Genomic DNA, 21,738 nt, shown 5'->3' with positions numbered 1-21,738 from the left:
TAATATAATTGACCATAAAAACAGCCCGGCGCACACTAGCGCTCATTCGATTCCATCTCAGGTCATGATTATGTCTAAAAAAATTGCCGTCATTGGCGAATGTATGATTGAGCTGTCAGAGAAAAACGCGGCGGTAAACCGCGGATTTGGCGGCGATACCTTAAACACTTCCGTCTATATTGCGCGTCAGACCGACGCCGACGCGCTCGCCGTCCACTACGTTACCGCGCTGGGTACGGATGGATTCAGCCAGCAGATGCTGGACGCCTGGCAGCAAGAGAACGTCCACACCACCCTGATTCAACGCATGGCCGATCGTTTACCCGGCCTGTACTACATCGAAACCGACGATACCGGCGAGCGCACGTTTTACTACTGGCGCAACGAGGCAGCGGCAAAATTCTGGCTGGAGAGCGAGCAGGCTGACGCAATCTGCGAAGAGCTGGCCACCTTTGACTATCTCTATCTCAGCGGAATCAGCCTGGCTATCCTCAGCCCGGCCAGCCGTAACAAGCTGCTGACGCTGCTGGGCGCATGCCGCGCCAACGGCGGGAAGGTCATTTTTGATAATAACTACCGTCCACGTCTGTGGGCCAGCCAGCAAGAGACCCGCCAGGTCTATCAACACATGCTGGCCTGCACCGATATCGCCTTCCTGACGCTGGATGACGAAGATGCGCTGTGGGGTGAAAAGCCGGTCGAGGAGGTAATTGCCCGTACTCATGCCGCAGGTGTGCAAGAGGTGGTGGTCAAGCGCGGCGCGGATTCATGCCTGGTGGCGATCGCCGGGCAGCCGCTGCTGGAGGTACCGGCCGTGAAGCTGGCAAAAGAGCGCGTAGTGGATACCACCGCGGCGGGCGATTCGTTTAGCGCCGGCTATCTGGCGGTGCGTCTGACCGGTGGCGATGCGGAGTCTGCCGCCAGACGCGGCCACCTGACGGCCAGCACGGTCATTCAGTATCGTGGGGCGATTATCCCGCGCGACGCGATGCCGCAGTAATCCCGGAAGGGGCTTCACGCCACGGCCCGGAGACATTTCCGGGCCGTGAACGACTTACTGCGCTGGGGGAATATCCGAAGCGTCGTTACGCGCTTCAGCCGCGCCGCCGCTGGTTGCCGCAGCCGGAGCTGGCGCCATCAGCCTTTCCCATGTCGCCTTCAGATCCTTCATATTGTATTCCGGCTCACCCTGCGGCTGTTGCAGCACCAGCGCCATATCCTGCGACAGCTGCTGGCGCAGATACTGGTTCAGCATGTCCGCGGTCAGAGAGTCCAGAAACTCCTGACGCAGCTTCTGATACTGCTCCGGCGCGATATCCACCACCTGGTTTTGCAACGAACGGATACGCTGGCTAATCAGAATGTCGGTATCGGTGCGCGCATAGGTGGCAAACAGCTTTTGCAGCTCCAGGCTTTTCTGCGCAATCAGCGCATCAAACTCTTCTTCCGGCAAGCCGTTATCACGTACCTTCGCCAGCTCGCGGGAGACGGTGGTCAGGTTTGCGTTGAGTTTGTTGCCCGGGGATTCAATATTAATGGCGCACTGGGCGCGCTGATACAGCACCCGGCAATCAAAGCCGAGGTTCACGTCTTTGGCGTTGCTCCTGCTCAGGCTCTGTTGCACATGCCAGAACAGCGCTTCGCGCGCCAGGTCGTCACGCCAGTAGCGCTGCAGGGCCACCGAGTCGCGAATCGGCTGCCACGGGGAATCCCACATGATCGACAGCTTGTCCTGACGCACCGTCCTGGTCATGATGCTCACAGGCCTGGTCGGGAGCGGCGCCAGCGTCGGCACCGCCGCCGGCGTTTCGCGTTTGCCTTTCAGCTCGCCGAAGGTCTTGTTGATCTGCTCTGCCACGCCGCGGCTGTCGACATTACCCACCACGATCAGCGTCATGGCGTCCGGGGTATACCATTTCTGGTAGAACGCCTTCAGCTGCGCGATATCGACCGGTTTTTTCAGCGCGGCGCCAGGATCATGGCCCAGCATCGTGGAGCCTTTCAGACGATAGCGCCACCAGCCATCTTTGGTGTCCAGCGGCCAGGTCGCCACCATGTCTTCCCCCAGCAGGGCATGGTTCACCGATTCCGGCGTCACGACCAGCTTGCCGCTGGTATCCGACAGCCAGTTCAACGCCTCTTTCAGCAGATCATTGCGGTTATTCGGCAGGCTAAGATTAAACATGGTGTAGTTATACGAGACAATCGCGGGCGGCATCGGACGGTTGGGGTCGATGCTTTGCTGCCATAGCGAACGCGCCTGCATTGTCGGCAGACTGCCGCTCTGGGTCAGCGCCAGACGAGGGATAAAGTGGCTAAAGCCGCTCTGCTGAGTGCTTTCACTCAGCGAGCCAATATTGACGAACAGACGGACTTCAATACGATCGCTAGGGCGCTGCGGCGTGGCTAAAACCTGCCACTGAAGTCCATTAGCGAGAGTCCCCTGTTGCCAGGCCGGGTCCGGCTGGAGCGCTTCTGCTTGCACATAACCGGCTGCTGCCATCATCAGCAAACCACCCGTTAACAGTCGAATTTTTGTGCCCTGCATGTGAACCCCTGATGAACATTCCTGGTTACAAAAGCAACCCGCGCACGGGCTGCCAAAAAAGATGGTGAGCAAAGTACGTCGGTTAGACCACGCGGAGATAAAAATGTCGCACGGAGACGTAAAATAATCATTTAGTATCATTCCCCTGCCTCGGGGAATGATACCTAATTATGCGCAGGAGCCCGGAGTCCAGCAAGGACAACGGGCCTAACAGAAGGATTTAAGAGGATAATTCGTGCGATTTGTTGGCTGGCTCGCGGTTATTCAGGACATCGTCCAGCTGCTTGCTGTCCAGCTCTTTCACCCATTTTGCCACCACGATAGTCGCCACGCCGTTGCCCACCAGGTTGGTCAATGCGCGGGCTTCTGACATAAAGCGGTCAATCCCGAGGATGAGCGCCAGCCCGGCAACCGGCAAATGCCCGACCGCAGAAATCGTTGCCGCCAGAACGATAAAGCCGCTTCCCGTTACCCCCGCCGCTCCTTTTGAGGAGAGCAGCAGCACAACCAGCAGGGTAATCTGGTGGAAAATATCCATATGGCTGTTCGTCGCCTGAGCGATAAAGACCGCCGCCATCGTCAGATAGATCGAGGTGCCGTCAAGGTTAAAGGAGTAGCCGGTTGGAATGACCAACCCCACGACCGATTTACGACAGCCCAGCTTCTCCATTTTGTCCAGCATACGCGGCAGCGCCGATTCGGACGAAGAGGTGCCAAGAACAATCAGCAGCTCTTCACGGATGTAGCGGATGAACTTGAAAATGCTGAACCCGGTCACCCGGGCGATAGAACCCAGTACCACCACCACGAACAGGATACAGGTGATATAGAAACAGACGATCAGCTGACCCAGTTGCACCAGGGTGCCGACACCGTATTTCCCGATGGTGAAGGCCATGGCCCCGAAAGCACCGATTGGCGCAAGGCGCATAATCATGTTGATGATGCCGAAGATCACCTGTGAGAAACTTTCGATGACGTTAAAAATGAGCTGGCCTTTGCTGCCGAGGCGATGCAGCGCAAAACCGAACAGCACGGCAAACATCAGCACCTGCAGGATATTACCGCTGGCGAAAGCGCCAATCACGCTGCCGGGGATAATATCCAGCAGGAAGGCGACAATGCCCTGATCTTTTGCCTGCTCGGCGTAGATCGCCACGGCCTTCGCATCGAGGGTCGCCGGATCGACGTTCATGCCAGCGCCGGGTTGCACCACGTTAACGATAATCAGGCCGATAATCAGCGCAATGGTACTGACCACTTCGAAATAGAGTAGCGCTACCGCCCCGGTACGACCGACGGCTTTCATACTTTCCATCCCGGCAATGCCGGTCACAACCGTACAGAAAATAACCGGCGCGATAACCATTTTTATCAGTTTAACGAAGGCATCGCCGAGAGGTTTCATCTGCGCGCCCAGTTCCGGGTAGAAATGGCCCAGCAGAATACCGATCGCAATGGCCGACAAAACCTGCACATAGAGGCTTTTGAAGAGAGAGGTTTTCATAGGGTGTCCTTTGGGTAAAACCACAGATCCTGAAGGGGTATGGGCTATCTGTGGCTTAAAAGTAACACCCTGTAAACATTTCAGAAATAACTAAGCGTAAAAGTGCAACGGAATTGTTAAAAACTTTGAGCTGACACGCACAAGTTCGCACTCGCGTTACAAGCTTGCACCCGCTTCATCCTTGCCTCGCAGGAACTGCGTCATAAAGGATTCCTGCGACAAGGCGCAACCAAACAGGCCCCCCTGGACGACATCCACGCCGGCCGCCTGCAACCAGTGATACTGCGGCGCCTTTTCGACCCCTTGCGCCACGATGCGCAGATTAAGACCGCGCGCCAGCTGGATAATCGCCGGAACCATGCGGGTATCCTCGGGCAACATATCAATAAACGCTTTATCGATTTTCAGAATATCGACCGGCAGCGATTGCATATGCTGGAGCTGACGCAGACCGGCGTAACCCATGCCAAAATCATCCAGCGCGATCCGCACGCCGGCCTCATGCAGCGGACGCAGCAGCGCCGCCACCGTCTGCGGGTCGTCCAGATGGCGGCTTTCCGTCATCTCCAGCACCAGCGTCCCAGGCGCGATGCGATAGCGATCGAGTAACGTCAGCATCCCGGTGCCGCGATCGTGGTGCAGCAACTGCAGCAGCGAAACGTTCACCGACAGCGGCAACATGATGCCCAGGCTTTGCCATGCGGCCAGCTGACGACAGGCTTCTTCCATCACCCAGTAACCCACCGGCACCATCAGCCCGCAGGCTTCAATGCGTTCAGTCAGATCCGCAGGGAGCAACCAGCTACCGTCAGGCTGGCGTTGCCGCAGCAGCACTTCCGCGCCGCAGACCTCGCCGCTGGCGGCATCAACCTGCGGCTGGAGCCAGATTGCGAACTGATGATTATCCAGCGCGGTGAGGATGTCGTGTTCTTCCATCAGCCGACGCTGGGCTTTTTCCATCTGGGCCGGATCGAAGAATTCAATCTGGTTTTTACCTTTGTGCCGCGCGGCGGTGGCGGCAGAAAATGCCCGGCGATAGAGCTGTTCCGCACTCAGCTCGCCGTTAAACATCGCAATACCCACGCTGGCGCAGGGGCGCAGCTGGATCCCCTGCAACGGCAGCCGTTCATTTATGACAGTGAGCACTTGCTTACTTAATGTCACCGCGTGCCACGGCTCGCTCATCCCGTGGGCCAGAATCGCGAAGTCATAGCCGCTAATCTGGGCCAGCACCATCCGCGACGGGATAATCCCCCGCAGCTTCTCCACCAGCGTCAGCAGCAGGATCTCGCGCTGGGTCTCTTTCAGCACCCCCGCGGTATCCTGCAATGTTTCGCAGGCGATAACCAGCAACGCCGCACTTTGCGGCCGGGCGACGGTTTGCTCCAGCAGAGCCATCAAAAAGGCCTTATTCGGCAGCTCGGATACCGGGAAGCGGGTGGACTGTAACGTCAGTTCATCGTGCTGGCGCAGCAGGGTCTGCTGATTCCGGTTATAACTGCGCACCAGCAGGCCAATTTCATCATCATGGTGCAGACGCGGCAGCGTCAGCTGGTGCCCGAGCCGGTCCTGCGGGGCGACGTCATCGAGCTCACGAGCCAGCTTGCGCAACGGGCGGACGATCAGACGGTTGATACACCATGTGATAGCCACCGTCAGAACAAGCACCAGCAAGAAGTAAGCAGTCACTAACGTAGAAAGTACGCTCATGACGAATTTGTAGGTCTGCCAGGAGTCCGCCTGCAGCACCAGATAGGCGATCGGCTGCGGGTTGGCGGGCCTTTCCAGCGAGTAAACCGGCAGCGAGATCTGTACCGGGAGCTCGAAAATGCGGGTGACCATCACCGGTACCGGACGCTCCGGAATAAAACGCATCCGCAGCGCCTGAAATTGGTTGGGCAACACCACATCGGCCCGGCTGACAATACCAGCAGGCTGAATACGCCCCAGAATGGCTTCCGCCTCGGGGATATCCGCTTTCAGGATAGCCGCCGACAGGGGTTCGCGAACGGAACGAGCGATACTTTCTAATTGCGTGGCCGTAATGAAGCGACTCTGTTGCACAAAGTGAAACAGCAAAATAGAACAAAACACCAATACAAACGCCATGGACACGCCCGCGACCATCGCCATCTGTTTAATTGTAAGTGAGCGGCTGACGCGCAACTGGGTTCTCCACTGATACTTAACGCCTACCCGGTTTCATTCCATCAACACCGGTCGTTTTCAGGCTGATTATATACTCAAATCCTTCGCCCACGTCCGCAAGGCGTGACGCTTCTCTGCGGGTTATTTTCCCGGATTGCCGCTGACCCCTTACCGGGGTCAGGCGACTGTATCGGTCTGTCGCCCCGGCGCATAGCGCTACCGGGGGAGAGAGAATTGACACAGACGGGCGAAGTTTGACGAGTATACGCGAACCGGCGGGTGGAGTGACGCCAGATCGCGTAATTCAGGCTATTCTGCTACCAGTCCGCATAAGGCACCAGCGGCTGTGGCGGCATATCCATGTCGCCCTGCCAGCCGGCGGCCGAATAGCGTACGTAGAGCAGCGCATGGCTCGGGGTATAATCCTTCGCCTGTTGAATATCCACCGCCGCCCCCACGAACCAGTTGCCGGTAACTCGTCGCTCAACCAGCGCCCGGGCGGTGTAACCAAAGCCCTGACTGCTGCCGCCTTGTTCCGTCAACGGACTGGCATCGGCCCGGTAGTCCGCGGGAATCAAATTCAGCAACGGATAGCGCGGCATGGTTTTGGTACGCGAGTGGGACCAGGAGACGGACCCTCCCAGTTCCCATGACCAGTTTTCCGTGCGCTGACGCCAGGTGACCGGTACCGCGAACGAGAGATACTCCTGCGGACTATAGTAGCCGCCCTGGCCGAGGGTATAGCCGCTCAGGTCTTTGTCATAGTGCCAGAGCATATTGTTCAGGCCCACGGTGACGCGGCGGTTATCTTCATTGATGACTTTATAGTAGTAACCGCTCATCCAGCGCACGCGCCAGTTGTCGGCCACGTTTTTCCCCGTGAGCCGATCGACGCCCAGCGAAGACCAGACGCCGTTAGCCTCGCCCTTATCGTAGCTCATGCTCACGCCGCCGCCGTCAGCGCGGACGCCGCCCCAGGTTGTCCCGGTATGGCTGCTGCTGTCCTGCTGTCCGCCAAAAGCGAGTAGCGAGCTGGAAACCGGCCGGCGATGCATATTGAGGGTGTAGCCGAACGGCCCGAGATCGTTGCTGTAGCTCAGTCCGCCCACCACATCAACCACGTTGAAACCCATCGGCGTCGTGCCGATATCCGCGCTCCAGGTCTCATTCTTCCAGCCTACCGCGACGCTGGCTCCCCCGTCGGTCTGGTTCTTGCTACCGCTGGTACAGGCGATTTCCCCGCAGGTTCCCCAGTTTGGCGAATAGCTGCCGTCGCTTTTCGTCGCGAAGCTACCGGCATCCATATTAACCAGGTCGGTGCGCAAGAACATGCGTCCATCGGCGAGCGGCGCCTCCACATGCAGCATCGTGGTGTGCGCTTTAAGATCGGAATAGCCGCCGGTACCGCTCGAGCCCCAGAAATCATGTTCGAGGGTGACGTTAAGATCCTGCTGGCGATAGAGATCCGCGGCGTCGCTGCGGATCCCGCGCTTCAGCCAGTCATCGCTGCTGTCGTTGCGGGTCAGGCGGGTAAAGGCATCGTTATCCTGCGGGCGGACCGGGGTCACGCCAGAAGCCACCATGGCATCTTTATAACTCTCCAGCGCCACCTGCGGCTGGCCGCTCCGGGCCTGGAATCGGGCGGCATCACGTAGCACCAGCGCGCTTTCCATAGACGGCGGCTGCGCTTTAGCTTGCGGGATGATGCGGTCAAAAATGTGTCGGGCCTGGGCGATATCGCCCAATCCCGCGTTCGCCAGGGCCACCCGCCGCTGCATATTGATGGAATCGCTCTCCCCGCCTTTCAACTGGCTGACCTGGGCGCGCGCGGCATTTTTATCGCCTTCGGCAAGGTAGACTTCCGCCAGTCCCAGACGGGCATCGCCGTTATCGGCCTCTTGACTCAGCACCGCGTTATACTGCGCAATCGCCGTCTGGCTATCGCCGCGCTGCTGCGCCCAGTCCGCCAGCGTCAGCCGGTAGCGAACCAGCGGCGGCTGCTGTTGAATGAGGGCGATAGCCCGTGCTTCCTGGCCGCTGTCGCGCAGCTGGTTAGCCTGGCGTATCACCTTAGCGCTTTGCAGACGCGCGTCCAGCTCACGAATGTTATCCGTCCATTGGCTGCGCGGCAGGGCAGCAAGCTGCGCCAGCGCCAGATCGTCCTGATTATTACCGGATAAATAGAGACCCCAGGCATAAACCCGCTCGGCATCTCCCGGCTTGCGGCTGACCATATTACGCATCAGCGTATCGGCCTGTGCCCGTTCGCCTGCGCTGACTAAATCACGGGATAAACGGTAGGTAATCCACACGCTATCCGGGTCAAGCGCCAGACGCCGACGCTGAATTTCCGCCGCCTGCGCCCAGTTGCTTTGGCTCTCCAGCGCTTCGGCCTGTTTTTCCAGGCGTTCATTGGTCAGGCTGCGCTCGATATCATCAATGCTGCGCCGCTGGGCAGGCGACAGACTGGCGATGTAAGCGCTGGCTTTTTCCGGCGATTGCGCACGATAAAGGTTAGCCAACCCGCGCACCGCGAGGTTGTTGCCACGATCCATCCGCAGGGTGCGCTGGTAGTCGCGTTCCGCTGCCGCATTATCTTTGCGCGCCGCCGCCACATCCCCGAGCCCGAGCACCGCATAGCTATCGCTGCCGTCGACCCGTTGAGCCTGCGCATAATAGTGTTGTGCCCGATCCAGCTCTCCGGCCTTCAGCGCGTTATCGCCCTGTTTGATCAACAACCAGTAGCGGTTGGTCTGTAGCAGGCTGTCCCATTTATCGCGATTCGGGCTTTTCGGATCCATCGCGATCGCTTTGTTCAGCTGTGCGACGGCACGGGCTCTGTCGCCACGCTGCGAATAGGCCTGGCCCAGCGCGCCCACCGCGTCGCTGTCCCTGGCATCGGCTCGTACAGCCTGCTGTAAATTGGCCACGGTCTGGGCGGAGTTATCATTTTTGGCCGCAGCCAATCCCTCAGCCCGCAGGCGAAACGTCGGATCCTGCAACTGAGCCTGTTGCTGAGCCAGCAACAGGCGGGCATTCGCTGCCGATTCCCCGGTGGCGAACAGGACCAGGAAACGCTGTAGTTCCTGCACGCTGGTCCGGCTGACCGGTATATCTTTGATTTCGCTGAGCCACATATCGGCCGCGGTGCCGCGACCGGCGGCCGAGCGCGCCATTTGTTCGAGATAAGCAAACCCTTCCTCCGGCTTATCGTCGGCAAACATCTGTTTGGCCAGCGACGCCTGCAGGTCGGCATTGCCCGGAGAGCTGGCATCCAGTTTCTTCATCTGAGCGACGGCTTCTTTATGCCGCGCCGGGAGTCGAGCCACCAGCGTCCAGTATTCAATCGCGAGGGCCTGATCGGGCGGCACGCCACCGAACAATTTTTCAAAGGCGGCCACGCCCTCTTCTACATGCCCCGATACCCCCAGCAAGCGCGCCTGCTGAAGCTCCTGCCTCCCGTCGCCGGTGCTGAGGTTCATTTCGCTACGGGAGGATTTCAGCTCTGCGGAATCGGGGGCCAGCTTCGCCAGCCTGTCGAGCTGTTTTTTAGCGCCGTCGGTGTCGCCCCGGCGCAACAGATAACGCATTCGCGCGGCAATTAACTGCGGGTTATTGGGGTCAATCAGCTCCAGGCGATAAAGGGATTGCTTAACCAGATCTTCACGCTGGCTCGCCTCACCCAGCCGGACCTGCTCCAGCAGATGCTCCTCGGCAGGGGTGGTCGCCGCCTGCGCCTGCGGCAGCAGGCCGACCCCGAGAGACAGCGCGATAATACTTAATCTGAACTTACGCATTGCTGGTCCCAGTCAGGTCGTAATTCGCCATCCGCCGTGAAACGGAAACGGTGTTGATCCCATCCCTGGCCAAAAAGAGTCAGGACCACGTTATAGTAGGCATCGGCGCCAGGATAGTGGTCCGCAACGCGCTGGCGCTGTATCGCCCGGGCGTCGTCATTGTGTAAAAACGGCAGCATCGACGCTGAAAATCCGACCGGGCCATTGCCGGTCGTTTTACCGGTCGCGATATTCACTTTTTCCGGCGGTACGCCCTGGCGAATCGTCTGCGTTTCCATCGGTTTAAAACGAGCCAACAGCCGCGCTTTCTGTGTATCCCCATCATCGAGCATCCCGACCCACAGATAGACGCGAATCGCGTCGTAGCTGCCGATTATCGGTTTGTCCGCATTCAACTGCCAGCCTTGTCCTTTTTCGTAACGCACCCAGTCAGGAGAAAAACCTTTCGGCGCCGTCTCCAGCAGAAAACGCAGATTGCTGTCGCGCAGTTTCGGCCACGGGGCGCCAAAACGGCTGAAGTAGCTGGCAAGCTGCGGCGGAAGATAGCTGGGGTTAAAACGCCAGCCTTTATCGTCGGCAAAACCAACTTTGCCGGGCAGCACCATCGGTCCGAACCCCGGCACATCCGCGACTTCTTCCCCGGCGATACGCGCCAGGAGCGCTTTGCCCATCTCGGTGTACTGCGGCACCTGCCACAACCGCCCCGCTTCCAGCAGCGACCAGGCTATCCATAAATCGGAGTCAGACGCGGAGTTGCTGTCCAGCAGCGTCCACTCATCTTCGCTTTTCTTGCCCCACAGCCAGCCCGGCAGGCGCGCACGCAGGTCGCCCGCCGCCAGATTGTTCTGGGTCCATTGCAACAGCTTGCCGAAAGCGTCGCGATCGTTTGCCGCCAGCGCGAAGAACAAGGCATAGCTTTGCCCTTCGGAGGTGGTGATTTTACGCGAATCGGCGGGATCAACCACCCGCCCTTCGGTACTCACATACTCATTTTTAAATTGCTCCCAGGCCGGCCACTGGCAGGCGGCGCTCACCTGCGCTGCCGCCAGCATCAGAACCGACAGGATAACTGCGCGAATCGGGTTCATGATCGCTTACTCATCATCAAGGTGGAGACGACGACGGCTGAGAATACGCAGCATGCGCCACAGTACCCATGCCAGAAGCACAATGCTCACCGCAGCCAGAATCGCCAGCAGCACCGGGTGGTTGGACAGCGCAAACCAGATACGCTCAAACCACGGCAGGTGCCCGACATAATAGATATCGCCCACGCGCAGGCTGTTCACCCCGGATTCGCGAATCACCGAGGCGGAACCAAACATCGCCGCCCGCTTACCGCTGTCGTTCAGCGCGCCGTTCAGCAGTTCGTTACCGCGCGGGCTGTCCGCCAGCAGCGCCACGACGCTGCGTTGATCGTAATACGGCGACTGGAAGCTGATAATGGCCGCCATTGGCCCGGAGGAGGTGATATCCGTGCGCGTATTGGGCGTTCTGGCCTCATCGTCCGGATAAATGCCCGGCAGGTCGTAATGACGCATCGGCATCTTCACCCAGCTCTTTGTCGCATCGACCAGCAGGCTAATTTTGGTGTCATCTTTCAGCGCTGGCGGAATCGAGCCAATCAACAGCAGATCGGCGTCTTTATCCTTAATTTTGCTGCCATCATCGGTGATCTGCATATTGATCCCCGCCAGACCGGTCTGCGCGCCGATACCGGCAACGGATTCCAGTAGCGTCGCCACCTGACCCTCCGTCGGCGCGGGCGGCACCACAATCAGCGTGTCAGACAGGTCGGCCATCCGGCTAAACGGGAAGCCGGCACTGGCGAACACGCGCAGATCCGGCATGGCAATAAAGTGATAATACTTCGAGAAGTCAATCGTCGAATCGTCACCAATAACCACGTGGTTCTGCACCGGCTGGAAGGTAATACAGTTATCGATAGAGCCGCCCGGCATCGGGTTCATGTACTGGAAATCAAACCGCAGCTGGTTTATCGCCCCGAGACGCAGCGCCGGGATACTGACGTTGGTCTTACCGTCCAGCAGCCCCTGTAGCACCGGCAGGTGCAATATCAATTTATCCACGTCCTGAGAGCTGTTCAGGCTGAAGGATTGCAGGAACTGGTCGTTGAGGCTGATATCCATGCGCGAGCTGTCTTTGATAGGCGGCATGGTGTAGCGATAGTTCAGCCGCATATCGATGCCGTTGGCGCGCAGCAAATAGAGGTCCGGCGGCAGACTCAGCGCCACGTTAATGGAATCCGGCACCAGGCCGCTGGACTGCAGCTGCTGGGCATAGGTTTTCAGTTCGCCGAAGGTGACTTCACGATCGGTACGCACCCAGTTCGGCGCGTCATAAGGTTTACGCGCCTGCAACTCTTTGACGTCGTCGACCACCACGCTGCTGCCACGGAACAGAATATTGCCCTGCGCAATGCCCCTGGCGGCCAGCAGCAGATCGTTGTCATCGCGGCCAAAAACCACCAGCAGCTTGACGTAAGGGTTGTCAGGATGGTCGATCATTTCGATGGTCGGCGCCTTCACCGGCGGATGTTCCCGCAGGAAGTCCGGGCGCTTATCGTTGGTCGCAAACACGATGGCGTTGCGATCCGGCAGTGTGTTGAACAGCACCGGGAACGCCTGGCCGCGCCAGCCGGCTTTACTGCCGAACCAGGAGGCGACAATCGCCGCCGCCTGCTGCTGCCGGGCATCCGGCGAGGCGGCAAAAACCATCGGCAACATCAACGAACGGTTATCCCGGGGGTCATAGAACGGTACCGGGAAATGGGACAGATCGTTACGCACCGCCAGCGCCTGATAGGTCAGGTCCAGGTTGCTGTCACGCCCGACGTCCAGCCATAGCGTACTGCTGGCCGGGTTCTCACACACATCGCGATAATGGCCGACAAACACCAGCCGCACGCGGTTAAAGTCGGTGATATACAGAGGATCGATAGGGATCTGCGCGCTGACTTTTTTACCCAGCTGCTCTTTGGTGACCGGCAGGACGCCCATCAGCTCATCATTGAGGTACACCTTCAACTGCGACTGCACCGGCAGCAGCGAAGGAGACGGCGTATAGTCGAGATTCAGCAGGGCTTTCGTCACAACCTCATCGCTGCGCATGCCAAACTCTACCGAGCCGTCGGGGTGCGCTCCGCGCAGCACCATACTGCCCGGCGCCGGAGCGATACTGGCAAAAGAGAGCTTCACGTCGCGGGTCGGCACATTCTCCATGACGACCGCCGGCGCCGGCGGCGCGGCAAGGGCTGCCGTCGGCTGGCTGTCGGCAATGACCGGGGCCGGGGCCGTCAGCCCACCGGCTAGTGGATCCGTCGCCGCAGGGGCTGGCGCCGCCGCAATGGCGGTCGTCGGCTCCGCAAAAGAGGCGAAGGATGACCAACCAGCCATTCCCACAGCCACTGCACAAATCAAGGAGAGTTTTCTTTTCATCGCATTATCATCATTGTTGAGCCATTTCTGGTTCCGAAGAGAGTATCGCCGCGGCACGTTGAGGCCGACGGGGAACAAACGAGACTACCCAGGCAACCAGCATGGTGAGCGAGCGGAAAATAACCTTCACCGACGGCGGCGAGAACTCCGCCAGGTGACGATATCCACGGAACCCCAGCTTCAGGATATCCAGCAGGCTTTCCATCGGTTTATCTTCCGGGAAGCTATCCTGCCAAAGCGCCCACGTATCAGCACGGGCAAACGTACACTGTACAAAATCAATATGTTGTTGATTGGTCAACGGCATCAGCTGCAAACCGACCTCGCTGCCATTCACGCGCGCGACCCTGACCGGGAAGGCATATTCCTGCTGGCCGCGTTTGAGCAGCAGATTCACCTGCTGCCCTTCCAGCACCTGCGCCTTACCGTGAATATTGATCCCCAGCCCGCCATCGGAATAGTCATGCACGGTACAGGAGAACAGGTGGCCATCTTCGCGCGCAATTGCCGCCGGCATGCTCATTTCGACGCGGTGCGAACGGCGGACCTGTTTACTTTCCACCGAGACCGCCACCGCGCCGCCAAGGATAACCAGGTTATAGAACACCCAGACGATACTGACCCACACGGTCAGGATCTCGTTTTCCGGGCCGTAGAGGTAACGCCAGACCCCCGCAGCCACGCCCACCAGATTGAGCAGCACCAGGTAGATATAGGGGCGGGAAATGACCCAGTCGACGTACTCTTCCTCCACCAGCCCCCCTTTCGCCGTCACGTTGAACTTGCCTTTATGCGGGTTAATCAGCGCGACAAAGGTCGGCGGCGCGATATACCAGGCCAACGTCGTTTCGTAGATTTCGCTCCAGAAAGAGTGGCGATATTTACCCTGAATTTTCGAGTTCGTCAGGCTCGCGTGAATCATATGCGGTAAGACGAAAAGCGCGATCATCAGCGCCGGCGCATAGATGATATAGGCGTGCAGCAGTAAAAACGCCAACGGCGCGACGAGGAAGATAAGCCGGGGAATACCGGATAAAAAGTGCATCATCGCGTTGACGTAACAGAGCCGCTGGGCAAACTTAAGTCCTTTACCAAACAAGGGGTTATCCAGGCGGAAAATCTGCACCATGCCACGCGCCCAGCGAATACGCTGGCCAATATGCGCCGAAAGGCTTTCGGTCGCCAGGCCGGCAGCCTGCGGAATGCGCATATAGGCAGACGTGTAACCGCGACGGTGCAGACGCAGGGAGGTGTGGGCATCTTCGGTCACCGTTTCCACAGCGATACCGCCAATCTCATCCAGCGGGACGCGACGAATCACCGCGCAGGATCCGCAGAAGAAGGTGGCGTCCCACATATCGTTACCATCCTGCACCAGGCCGTAAAACAGGGTCCCCTCGTTCGGCGTTTTCCTGAAACGTCCCAGGTTGCGTTCAAACGGGTCGGGCGAGAAGAAATGGTGCGGCGTCTGCATCATCGCCAGCTCTTTCTCTTTCAGGAACCACCCCATGGTCATCTGCAGGAACGAGCGCGTCGGCACGTGGTCGCAGTCGAAGATCGACACAAATTCGCCTTTGGCGTACTTCAGCGCGTTGTTGATATTCCCGGCTTTGGCATGCTCGTGAGTCGTGCGGGCGATGTAATGCACGCCGACGTCTTTGGCGAACTGACGAAACTCATCGCGCCCGCCGTCATCAAGGATCCAGATATTGAGCTTATCTTTCGGCCAGTCGATGCCTTGCGACGCATAAATGGTGTTTTTCACCACGTTAAGGTCTTCGTTGTAGGTGGGAACGAAAATATCCACCGTCGGCCACTCGGCCATATCTTTGGGTAACGGGACCGGCTGGCGGTTCAATGGCCATATCACCTGGAAATAGCCCAGCACCAACACCAGCCAGGCGTAGGTTTCAGCAAACAGCAGCACAACGCCGCACACCAGGCTGACAGGATCGTCCCAGTTCAGCGTCGAGGTATAGCGCCACCAGATGTAGCGGCAGGAGACGGTCAGCGAGAGGACAATCAGCATCAGGGCCGAAAAACGTCCGGGAATACGACGTACCAGCAGCGCCACGCCCCACAGCAACAGCAGGAAAATAAGCTGCGAAAGCGGGTTAAAGGGCTGGGTAATACACAGCAGCGACAGCAGCAGCGAGAAAGTGACGACCACGCCGAGAATCGCCTTGCGCAGCTTCGGGCTGACGTGCGCCAGCTCTTTGTGTTTATTCAGATGGGCGGTTCGGCTGTTCATCCGTTCGGGAAGCGTATCCAGCCACTGGGTGTAGCGTCCGTGCACCCCTTCGATGGCGACAAACGAACGCCAGTTCGCCTTTTTATCTGCCCCGGGTACATGCGTCACCAGCAGCCACAGGGACTGTAGCAGATAGCGCAGCGGATCCAGCAGCCGCGGGCGATGGGGATTGATATGCGGGAAGTAGTCACGATGGTTGTTCAGAATCGCCTGCCAGCGCGGTGTTTCCAGCGGCATCAGCGCCCAGACCAGCGACGCCCACAGGCAGCCCAACGATGCGGACAGCCACGATGCGCCATGCTGGCGATAATCGCTGTAGCGTTCGCTCAGGCGTTGCGCCACCGGGGGCGCCAGTAACAGGGTGCTCAGGCGCATCATGGCGTCCCCTTGCCGGAATAGTGCAGCAAGCACCAGTTGGCGAGGGTCAGGATCTCCTCGGCGGCCAGCGAATCAGAACGGTATTCCCCCAGCGGCTGCTTCGCCGCCAGACACTCCGCCATCGCCTCATCACGATGGGCCGCGACCGGCAAAATACGGCGCTGGCTCTCCAGCCACAGCTGATGTAAATCTGCCTGTAGCTGGCTGCCGACGCGCAGATCGTTAATCAGAATATCGCCCTTCGCTGGCAGCGCCTGTTGATGCAGGCGAATATGGCTGTTGCCGTCCGGATGCACCACCACCAGCGTGCGATCGCAGGCGCTCAGCAGCGAACGAGTCAACGGGGAATACCCTTCCGGTAAATCCAGCAGCAGCCAGCGATGATCGCCCTGTTGAGCCAGTTTCGCCACCATGCCGACAAAGGACTCCAGCATCGGACAGAGCTTATCAACGTTCTCTCTTTCGCCAGGTGAGAGCAGGCCGAAAGGCAAAATATCAATATGCGAGGTATAACGGATACCGGCGTCACGCCAGTCGCCACCATCAAGCAACGAGCGCGCCCAACCGTCGCGATGCGTCGCATCAACGTTGAAAAAATAGCGCAGCATATTATCCGGGCTGGCGTCGATCGCCAGAACCTTCTCCCCGAGAAGCTGTAACGCCCAGGCGAGTGCAGCGGTAATCGACGTGGTGCCCACACCACCGCGGATACCCTGTAATCCAAGAATAGCCATCGACGGCGTCCTTACTTTTTCTCGGCGAATTCCGCCAATAATGGCCAGCGTTGCAGCGCCGCGGCTAACTGCTCGCGCCGGGAAATGTCGTGGTAATCAATTTCGGGCAGGGAAAATGCCCGGCTTAACGCCAGGAAATCATTTTGAAAGGTATAACCCAGCGTTGCATCTGAGGGTACTAAAGGCTCTTTTCCTGGCATTTCGCTGTCCATTCAAAAAACACATAAATAAAACCCAATGTGCAATAGGCTCATTCTCAAGCCGCCCATGCTAAAACTGATACCCTTTAAATTCAATGTTAGGTTTACTCTGACGCTTTCGCTAGTAAACTGATCCAGTATGAATCAGGGCTCGCGAGGAACGACGTGAATATCGTTTATACTTTAGGTATTTCATCACTATGGGACGAAGTCTGTCATATGCCCGTCGGGGGCGTGTGGTGGCTGAACGTCGATCGCTATCCTGACGCGGTAAGCCTGCTCAATCAAACCCTGGCGGCCCAGGAGAAAGAATGTAAAGTCGCTGCCATTGTCATGGGTGAAAAACCAAATAAAATCATATCATTAAAAAAGGGGCGCGGCCCGGAAAAAGTGGCGTTATTCAGTATGCCTGACCTGACGGCCGGGCTGGAAGAAATGCATCGTGATTTACTGTGCTCCGTCGATCCAGCCAGTTACTTTTTTATTTTGCTATGCGCTGAAAATGCATGGAAAAAAATAAAAAGCGAGAAGATGATCGCGTGGGTAGAAAAATCTCACCAGTGGGCTAAATATCATAAGTGTTCCTTATTAATACTTAATTCCGATAATGATATAGACAAGCAGCTTTCGCCATTATTACGCGAGTACCGGGCGCTTTCCGGGCTGGCGAGCATTCGTTATCAGGGCGATAGTTTTCTGTTTGATATCGTCTGGTGGGGCAGTGAAAAAGGAATGAGCGCGCAACAGCAACTGACGCTCATCCAGGATGAGGACGGCTGGCGACTGGCTGAAGAAGAAGAGGCCATGGTGCAGCCGCGCAGCGATGAGAAGGTCGTCCTGAGTAACCTGCGAGTGCTGGAAGGCGCGCCAGCCCTGTCCGAATACTGGACGCTGTTCGATACCAATGACGGCGTATTTAACGCCGCCCGCACCGCGCAGGCGGCAACGCTGTTATTTTCCCTGACGCAGAACGAACAGATTGAGCAACTGGGTCGCTATATTCACACGCTGCGCCGCCAGCGCGGCAGCGCGTTGAAAATTGTCGTGCGCGAACAGCGACCTAGCCTGCGGACGACCGATGAGCGACTGCTACTCAGCAGCGGCGCGAATATGGTTATCCCCTTCAGCGCACCGCTTTCCCGCTGTCTGACGTTAGTGGAAAGCGTGCAAAAACAGAAGTTCACCCGCTATATCCCGGAAGACTTCACCACCCTGCTGACCTGGAGCCAGCCGCTCAAGCTACGCGGTTACCAGAAGTGGGGGGATTTCTGCGCCGCGGTACATAACATGATGACCAACACCATGCTGCCTGCGGACAGCAAGGGCGTGATGGTGGCGCTGCGCCCGGCGCCGGGGCTGCGCGTCGAGCAGGCGCTGACGCTATGCCGACCGAACCGTCTGGGCGATATCATGACGATCGGCAACAACCGGTTAGTGCTGTTTCTGTCATTTTGTCGCGTAAACGACCTCGATACCGCGTTAAACCATATTTTCCCGTTGCCCACCGGCGATATTTTTTCCAACCGCATGGTCTGGTTTGAAGATAAACAAATCACTGCGGAAATTGTGCTGATGCGGGGTATTTCACCGGAACAGTGGAACACGCCGCTGCCGGTTACGATGGAGAAAAATCTCCCGATTAATGCGACCCATGACGGGCGCAGCTGGCGACGCATTCCTCAGCCGCATCGCTTGTCTACCGACGGGGAGAAAACGTCATGATGTCCATCAGCGATATTCTTCAGCTGATCGTACTCTGTGCCCTGCTGTTTTTTCCGCTGGGATACCTGACGCGCCATTACCAGCGCCGAATTCGCACCACCTTACGCTTAATGTTCTTTAAACCTCGTTATGTCAAACCGGCTGGCGTATTACGCCGGGAAGCAACAACTCAGCAAGGCAAAGTGAATAAATGACGAATCCAAAAACAAATGCGACGCCATTGCCGCTTTGGCAATACTGGCGTGGCCTGGCCGGCTGGAATTTTTACTTCCTGGTGAAGTTTGCGCTGCTTTGGGCGGGATATCTTAATTTTCATCCGATGCTCAACCTGGTCTTTCTCGCGTTTTTACTGGTCCCTGTGCCGAAATATCAACTTCACCGGCTGCGACACTGGATAGCTATTCCTATCGGCATTGGATTGTTCTGGCATGATACCTGGCTGCCGGGGCCGGAAAGTATTTTCAGCCAGGGCTCGCAGCTTGCCGGCTTCAGCGCCAGCTATATCTGGGATCTGATAACCCGCTTTATTAACTGGAATATGGTCGGCGCCTTCTTCCTGCTGCTGGTACTGTGGATGTTCATCAACCAGTGGCTGCGCGTCACAGTGGTCGTCTGCGCCATTATGCTGTGGCTGGCGATCGGCCCGCTGCTTCCGGCCTTTACGTTATGGCCTGCGGGCCAGCCGACGGCAGCGGCGACTACCGTGAAGACGACAACCGCGACGGTGGCCCAGGCGGGCGCCCCTGCTGCCAGCGGCGATATTCCGCCACAAACCGAACCGCCCACCCCGGAGAATTTGACCAACTGGCTGAACGCGTTCTATGCCTCAGAACAGAAACGCAAAACGCCGTTCCCGGAGCAGCTCCCGGCCGATGCCCAGCCATTTGACCTGCTGGTTATCAACATTTGCTCGCTGTCGTGGTCCGATATTGAAGCCGCCGGGCTGATGGATCATCCGCTGTGGAAGCATTTTGATATTGTGTTCAAAAACTTTAACTCGGCGACCTCCTACAGCGGCCCGGCGGCGGTACGACTGCTGCGCGCAAGCTGCGGCCAGCTGTCGCATTCCAACCTCTATCAACCGTCGGGCAACGACTGCTACCTGTTCGAAAATCTGGCAAAACTCGGCTTCACCCAACAGCTGATGCTCGGCCACAACGGCCAGTTTGGCGACTTCCTGAAAGAGCTGCGTAGCTTAGGCGGGATGCAAAGTCCGCTGATGGACCAAACGGGGCTGCCGGTCAGCCTGCAGGCTTTTGATGGCTCGCCGGTCTATGATGACTTAGCGACCCTCAACCGCTGGCTGGAAACCGAAAATAAACAGGGTAACGCCCGCAACGCCACCTTCTACAACACCCTGCCGCTGCACGACGGCAACCACTTCCCGGGCCAGAGCAAAACGGCGGATTACAAAGTTCGCGCGCAGAAACTCTTCGACGAGCTGGACAGCTTCTTTAGCGAGCTGGAAAAATCGGGCCGTAAAGTGATGGTCCTGGTCGTACCGGAGCACGGCGGCGCGCTGAAGGGTGACAAAATGCAGGTTTCTGGCCTGCGTGATATCCCGAGCCCGTCCATTACCAACGTGCCGACGGCGGTGAAATTCTTCGGGATGAAGGCGCCGCATCAGGGCGCCCCGCTGATTATCGACCAGCCAACCAGCTATCTGGCCGTGTCGGAGCTGGTGGTTCGCGCGCTGGATGGCAAGATGTTTACCGAAGATAACGTGAACTGGCAGCAGTACACCGCCAATCTGCCGCAAAGCGCCGCGGTATCGGAAAACGCCAACGCCATCGTTGTGCAGTACCAGGGGAAACCCTACGTTCAGCTGAACGGCGGAAGCTGGGTACCGTACCCGCAGTAACCCCGTTAATGGCCGCAGGGGGTTCTCTGCGGCCATGACTCGCCAGTCCCCTCGCCACTTCGCTCATCTCCTGGCGCGGCGTCGGCCAGGAGATGCAGACTGCACTGCGGCAAGCCGGGCGAAGACGGTACGCTTACCGATTGCGCCCTGCCAGCCAGACCAACAGTTTCAGGCTGGCGGAGTAGTAATCATCCTGAGCGGTAATTTGCGGATCCTCCGGCGTCTCGCCCATGGTCAGGTCGCGAACCGCCAACAGGCCGCCGGTCATGAACCACGGGGAGACGTTATTGGTGCTGACGTTAATCCACGCGGGGGTTTGCAACCGCTGATAGCTCTGGAACCAGTTTTTCCACGGCGTCAGCAGGGGGCTCTGCGGATTGGCCCAGGCGAGATACAGCGGGATGCGAATCGCGTCATAGCTCATCCGCGGCGGCCACTCTTTCGCCGGCTCCATCCTGCCGTCGGCTTTCAGCGCAACCCAGTCGGTAGGGAGCTGCGTTTTGCCCCATGCCATTTTGCCCAACAGCGCCTGCCCATCGCTTTGCAACTTACGCCAGGCTACCAGATGCGTACGCGCGGCAAACGCCTGCCATGCCGGGAAGATAAAGTAGGAGGGGTTAAGATTAAGATGGTCGTTGCGGTTAAAGCCTGTGGCGCCAGGCAGCATGACCTGATAACCGGCAAAGGTCACCACCGTATTTTTCAGCAACGATGCGGTAATGGCGTCAGACGCGTTGCCATAGGATTTGTCCCCCCACTGCTGCTGCGCACGCAGCAGCGCCCATGCAATCAGGGTATCGCCGTCGGTCGCATCGTTCTTGTCGGCAATAGGGTCCGGCGCCACAGGGTTATAGCGCCAGTAAAAGAGCCCGTTGTCTTTATTGCGCAGCGTTTTATCGGTCCATTGCCACAGCTTGTCGAAGGCGGGCCGATCGTTTTTGGCCACGGCCAGCAGCATCGCGAACCCCTGGCCTTCGGTATGCGAAACGTTACCGTTGCCGGTATCCACAATTCGCCCGTCAGCCATCATAAAACGTGATTTATAGCTTTCCCAGGCGGTGTCTGCCCACGCGCGGGGCAGCAGCACCATCGTCACCATAACAGCGATTACAGCACGCAAAGACATATGTTCAC

At 58.1% G+C, this 21,738-nt stretch carries 14 protein-coding genes; 4 read left to right on the top strand and 10 right to left on the bottom strand.

The features are described 5' to 3' along the window. Positions 1-70: 70 nt before the first annotated feature. Positions 71-1,000, top strand: coding sequence for a 2-dehydro-3-deoxygluconokinase (gene kdgK, locus Electrica_RS01125; protein WP_141963131.1), 930 nt, complete (start codon positions 71-73; stop codon positions 998-1,000). A gap of 54 nt (positions 1,001-1,054) precedes the next feature. Here kdgK and Electrica_RS01120 read toward each other — a convergent pair whose 3' ends face one another. From Electrica_RS01120 to bcsR, 9 genes are all read right to left on the bottom strand, one after another. Then, positions 1,055-2,548, bottom strand: coding sequence for a M16 family metallopeptidase (locus tag Electrica_RS01120; protein ID WP_131049197.1), 1,494 nt, complete (start codon positions 2,546-2,548; stop codon positions 1,055-1,057). A 220-nt stretch (positions 2,549-2,768) separates the two neighbouring features. Continuing rightward, positions 2,769-4,055: a dicarboxylate/amino acid:cation symporter gene (locus Electrica_RS01115; protein ID WP_141963129.1), complete on the bottom strand. Its 1,287-nt coding sequence runs from the start codon at positions 4,053-4,055 to the stop codon at positions 2,769-2,771. Positions 4,056-4,211: 156 nt separating this feature from the next. Continuing rightward, entirely contained in the window at positions 4,212-6,221 is a 2,010-nt protein-coding gene (gene hmsP, locus Electrica_RS01110; RefSeq protein ID WP_131049198.1) for a biofilm formation regulator HmsP, read from the bottom strand. A gap of 299 nt (positions 6,222-6,520) precedes the next feature. Then, entirely contained in the window at positions 6,521-10,000 is a 3,480-nt protein-coding gene (bcsC, locus tag Electrica_RS01105) for a cellulose synthase complex outer membrane protein BcsC (protein WP_141963127.1), read from the bottom strand. Further along, entirely contained in the window at positions 9,982-11,088 is a 1,107-nt protein-coding gene (gene bcsZ / locus Electrica_RS01100) for a cellulose synthase complex periplasmic endoglucanase BcsZ (protein WP_131049200.1), read from the bottom strand. Before bcsZ ends, bcsC begins: the two co-directional genes overlap by 19 nt. A gap of 6 nt (positions 11,089-11,094) precedes the next feature. Then, positions 11,095-13,458, bottom strand: coding sequence for a cellulose biosynthesis cyclic di-GMP-binding regulatory protein BcsB (bcsB, locus tag Electrica_RS01095; protein WP_131049201.1), 2,364 nt, complete (start codon positions 13,456-13,458; stop codon positions 11,095-11,097). Between the two features lie 10 nt (positions 13,459-13,468). Then, on the bottom strand, positions 13,469-16,087 hold the full coding sequence (gene bcsA, locus Electrica_RS01090; protein ID WP_141963125.1) for a UDP-forming cellulose synthase catalytic subunit: 2,619 nt from the start codon (positions 16,085-16,087) through the stop codon (positions 13,469-13,471). Continuing rightward, the gene (gene bcsQ, locus Electrica_RS01085) at positions 16,084-16,821 is read right to left on the bottom strand and encodes a cellulose biosynthesis protein BcsQ (protein ID WP_141963123.1); all 738 of its coding nucleotides are present in this window, start codon (positions 16,819-16,821) and stop codon (positions 16,084-16,086) included. The genes bcsA and bcsQ overlap by 4 nt, the downstream gene beginning before the upstream one ends. A gap of 11 nt (positions 16,822-16,832) precedes the next feature. Next, the gene (gene bcsR / locus Electrica_RS01080) at positions 16,833-17,021 is read right to left on the bottom strand and encodes a cellulose biosynthesis protein BcsR (protein WP_131049204.1); all 189 of its coding nucleotides are present in this window, start codon (positions 17,019-17,021) and stop codon (positions 16,833-16,835) included. A gap of 165 nt (positions 17,022-17,186) precedes the next feature. Here bcsR and bcsE point away from each other — a divergent pair, with 165 nt between their 5' ends. The 3 genes from bcsE to bcsG are packed head-to-tail and all read left to right on the top strand — an operon-like array spanning position 17,187 to position 20,604. Next, positions 17,187-18,743 (top strand): cellulose biosynthesis protein BcsE, encoded by a 1,557-nt coding sequence (gene bcsE, locus Electrica_RS01075; protein WP_141963121.1) that lies wholly within the window; start codon positions 17,187-17,189, stop codon positions 18,741-18,743. Next, positions 18,740-18,937 (top strand): cellulose biosynthesis protein BcsF, encoded by a 198-nt coding sequence (gene bcsF, locus Electrica_RS01070; protein WP_131049206.1) that lies wholly within the window; start codon positions 18,740-18,742, stop codon positions 18,935-18,937. The genes bcsE and bcsF overlap by 4 nt, the downstream gene beginning before the upstream one ends. Beyond that, a complete protein-coding gene (bcsG, locus tag Electrica_RS01065) occupies positions 18,934-20,604 on the top strand; it encodes a cellulose biosynthesis protein BcsG (protein ID WP_141963119.1) in 1,671 nt (556 codons plus the stop codon). The genes bcsF and bcsG overlap by 4 nt, the downstream gene beginning before the upstream one ends. Before the next feature lie 133 nt (positions 20,605-20,737). Here bcsG and Electrica_RS01060 read toward each other — a convergent pair whose 3' ends face one another. Next, on the bottom strand, positions 20,738-21,730 hold the full coding sequence (locus Electrica_RS01060) for a glycosyl hydrolase family 8 (protein WP_141963117.1): 993 nt from the start codon (positions 21,728-21,730) through the stop codon (positions 20,738-20,740). Positions 21,731-21,738: the final 8 nt, after the last annotated feature.

Source organism: Klebsiella electrica, assembly GCF_006711645.1.
Taxonomy (GTDB): Bacteria; Pseudomonadota; Gammaproteobacteria; order Enterobacterales; family Enterobacteriaceae; genus Klebsiella; species Klebsiella electrica.
Note: the sequence above shows the minus strand (reverse complement) of the source record. Positions and strands in the feature narration are given on the sequence as shown.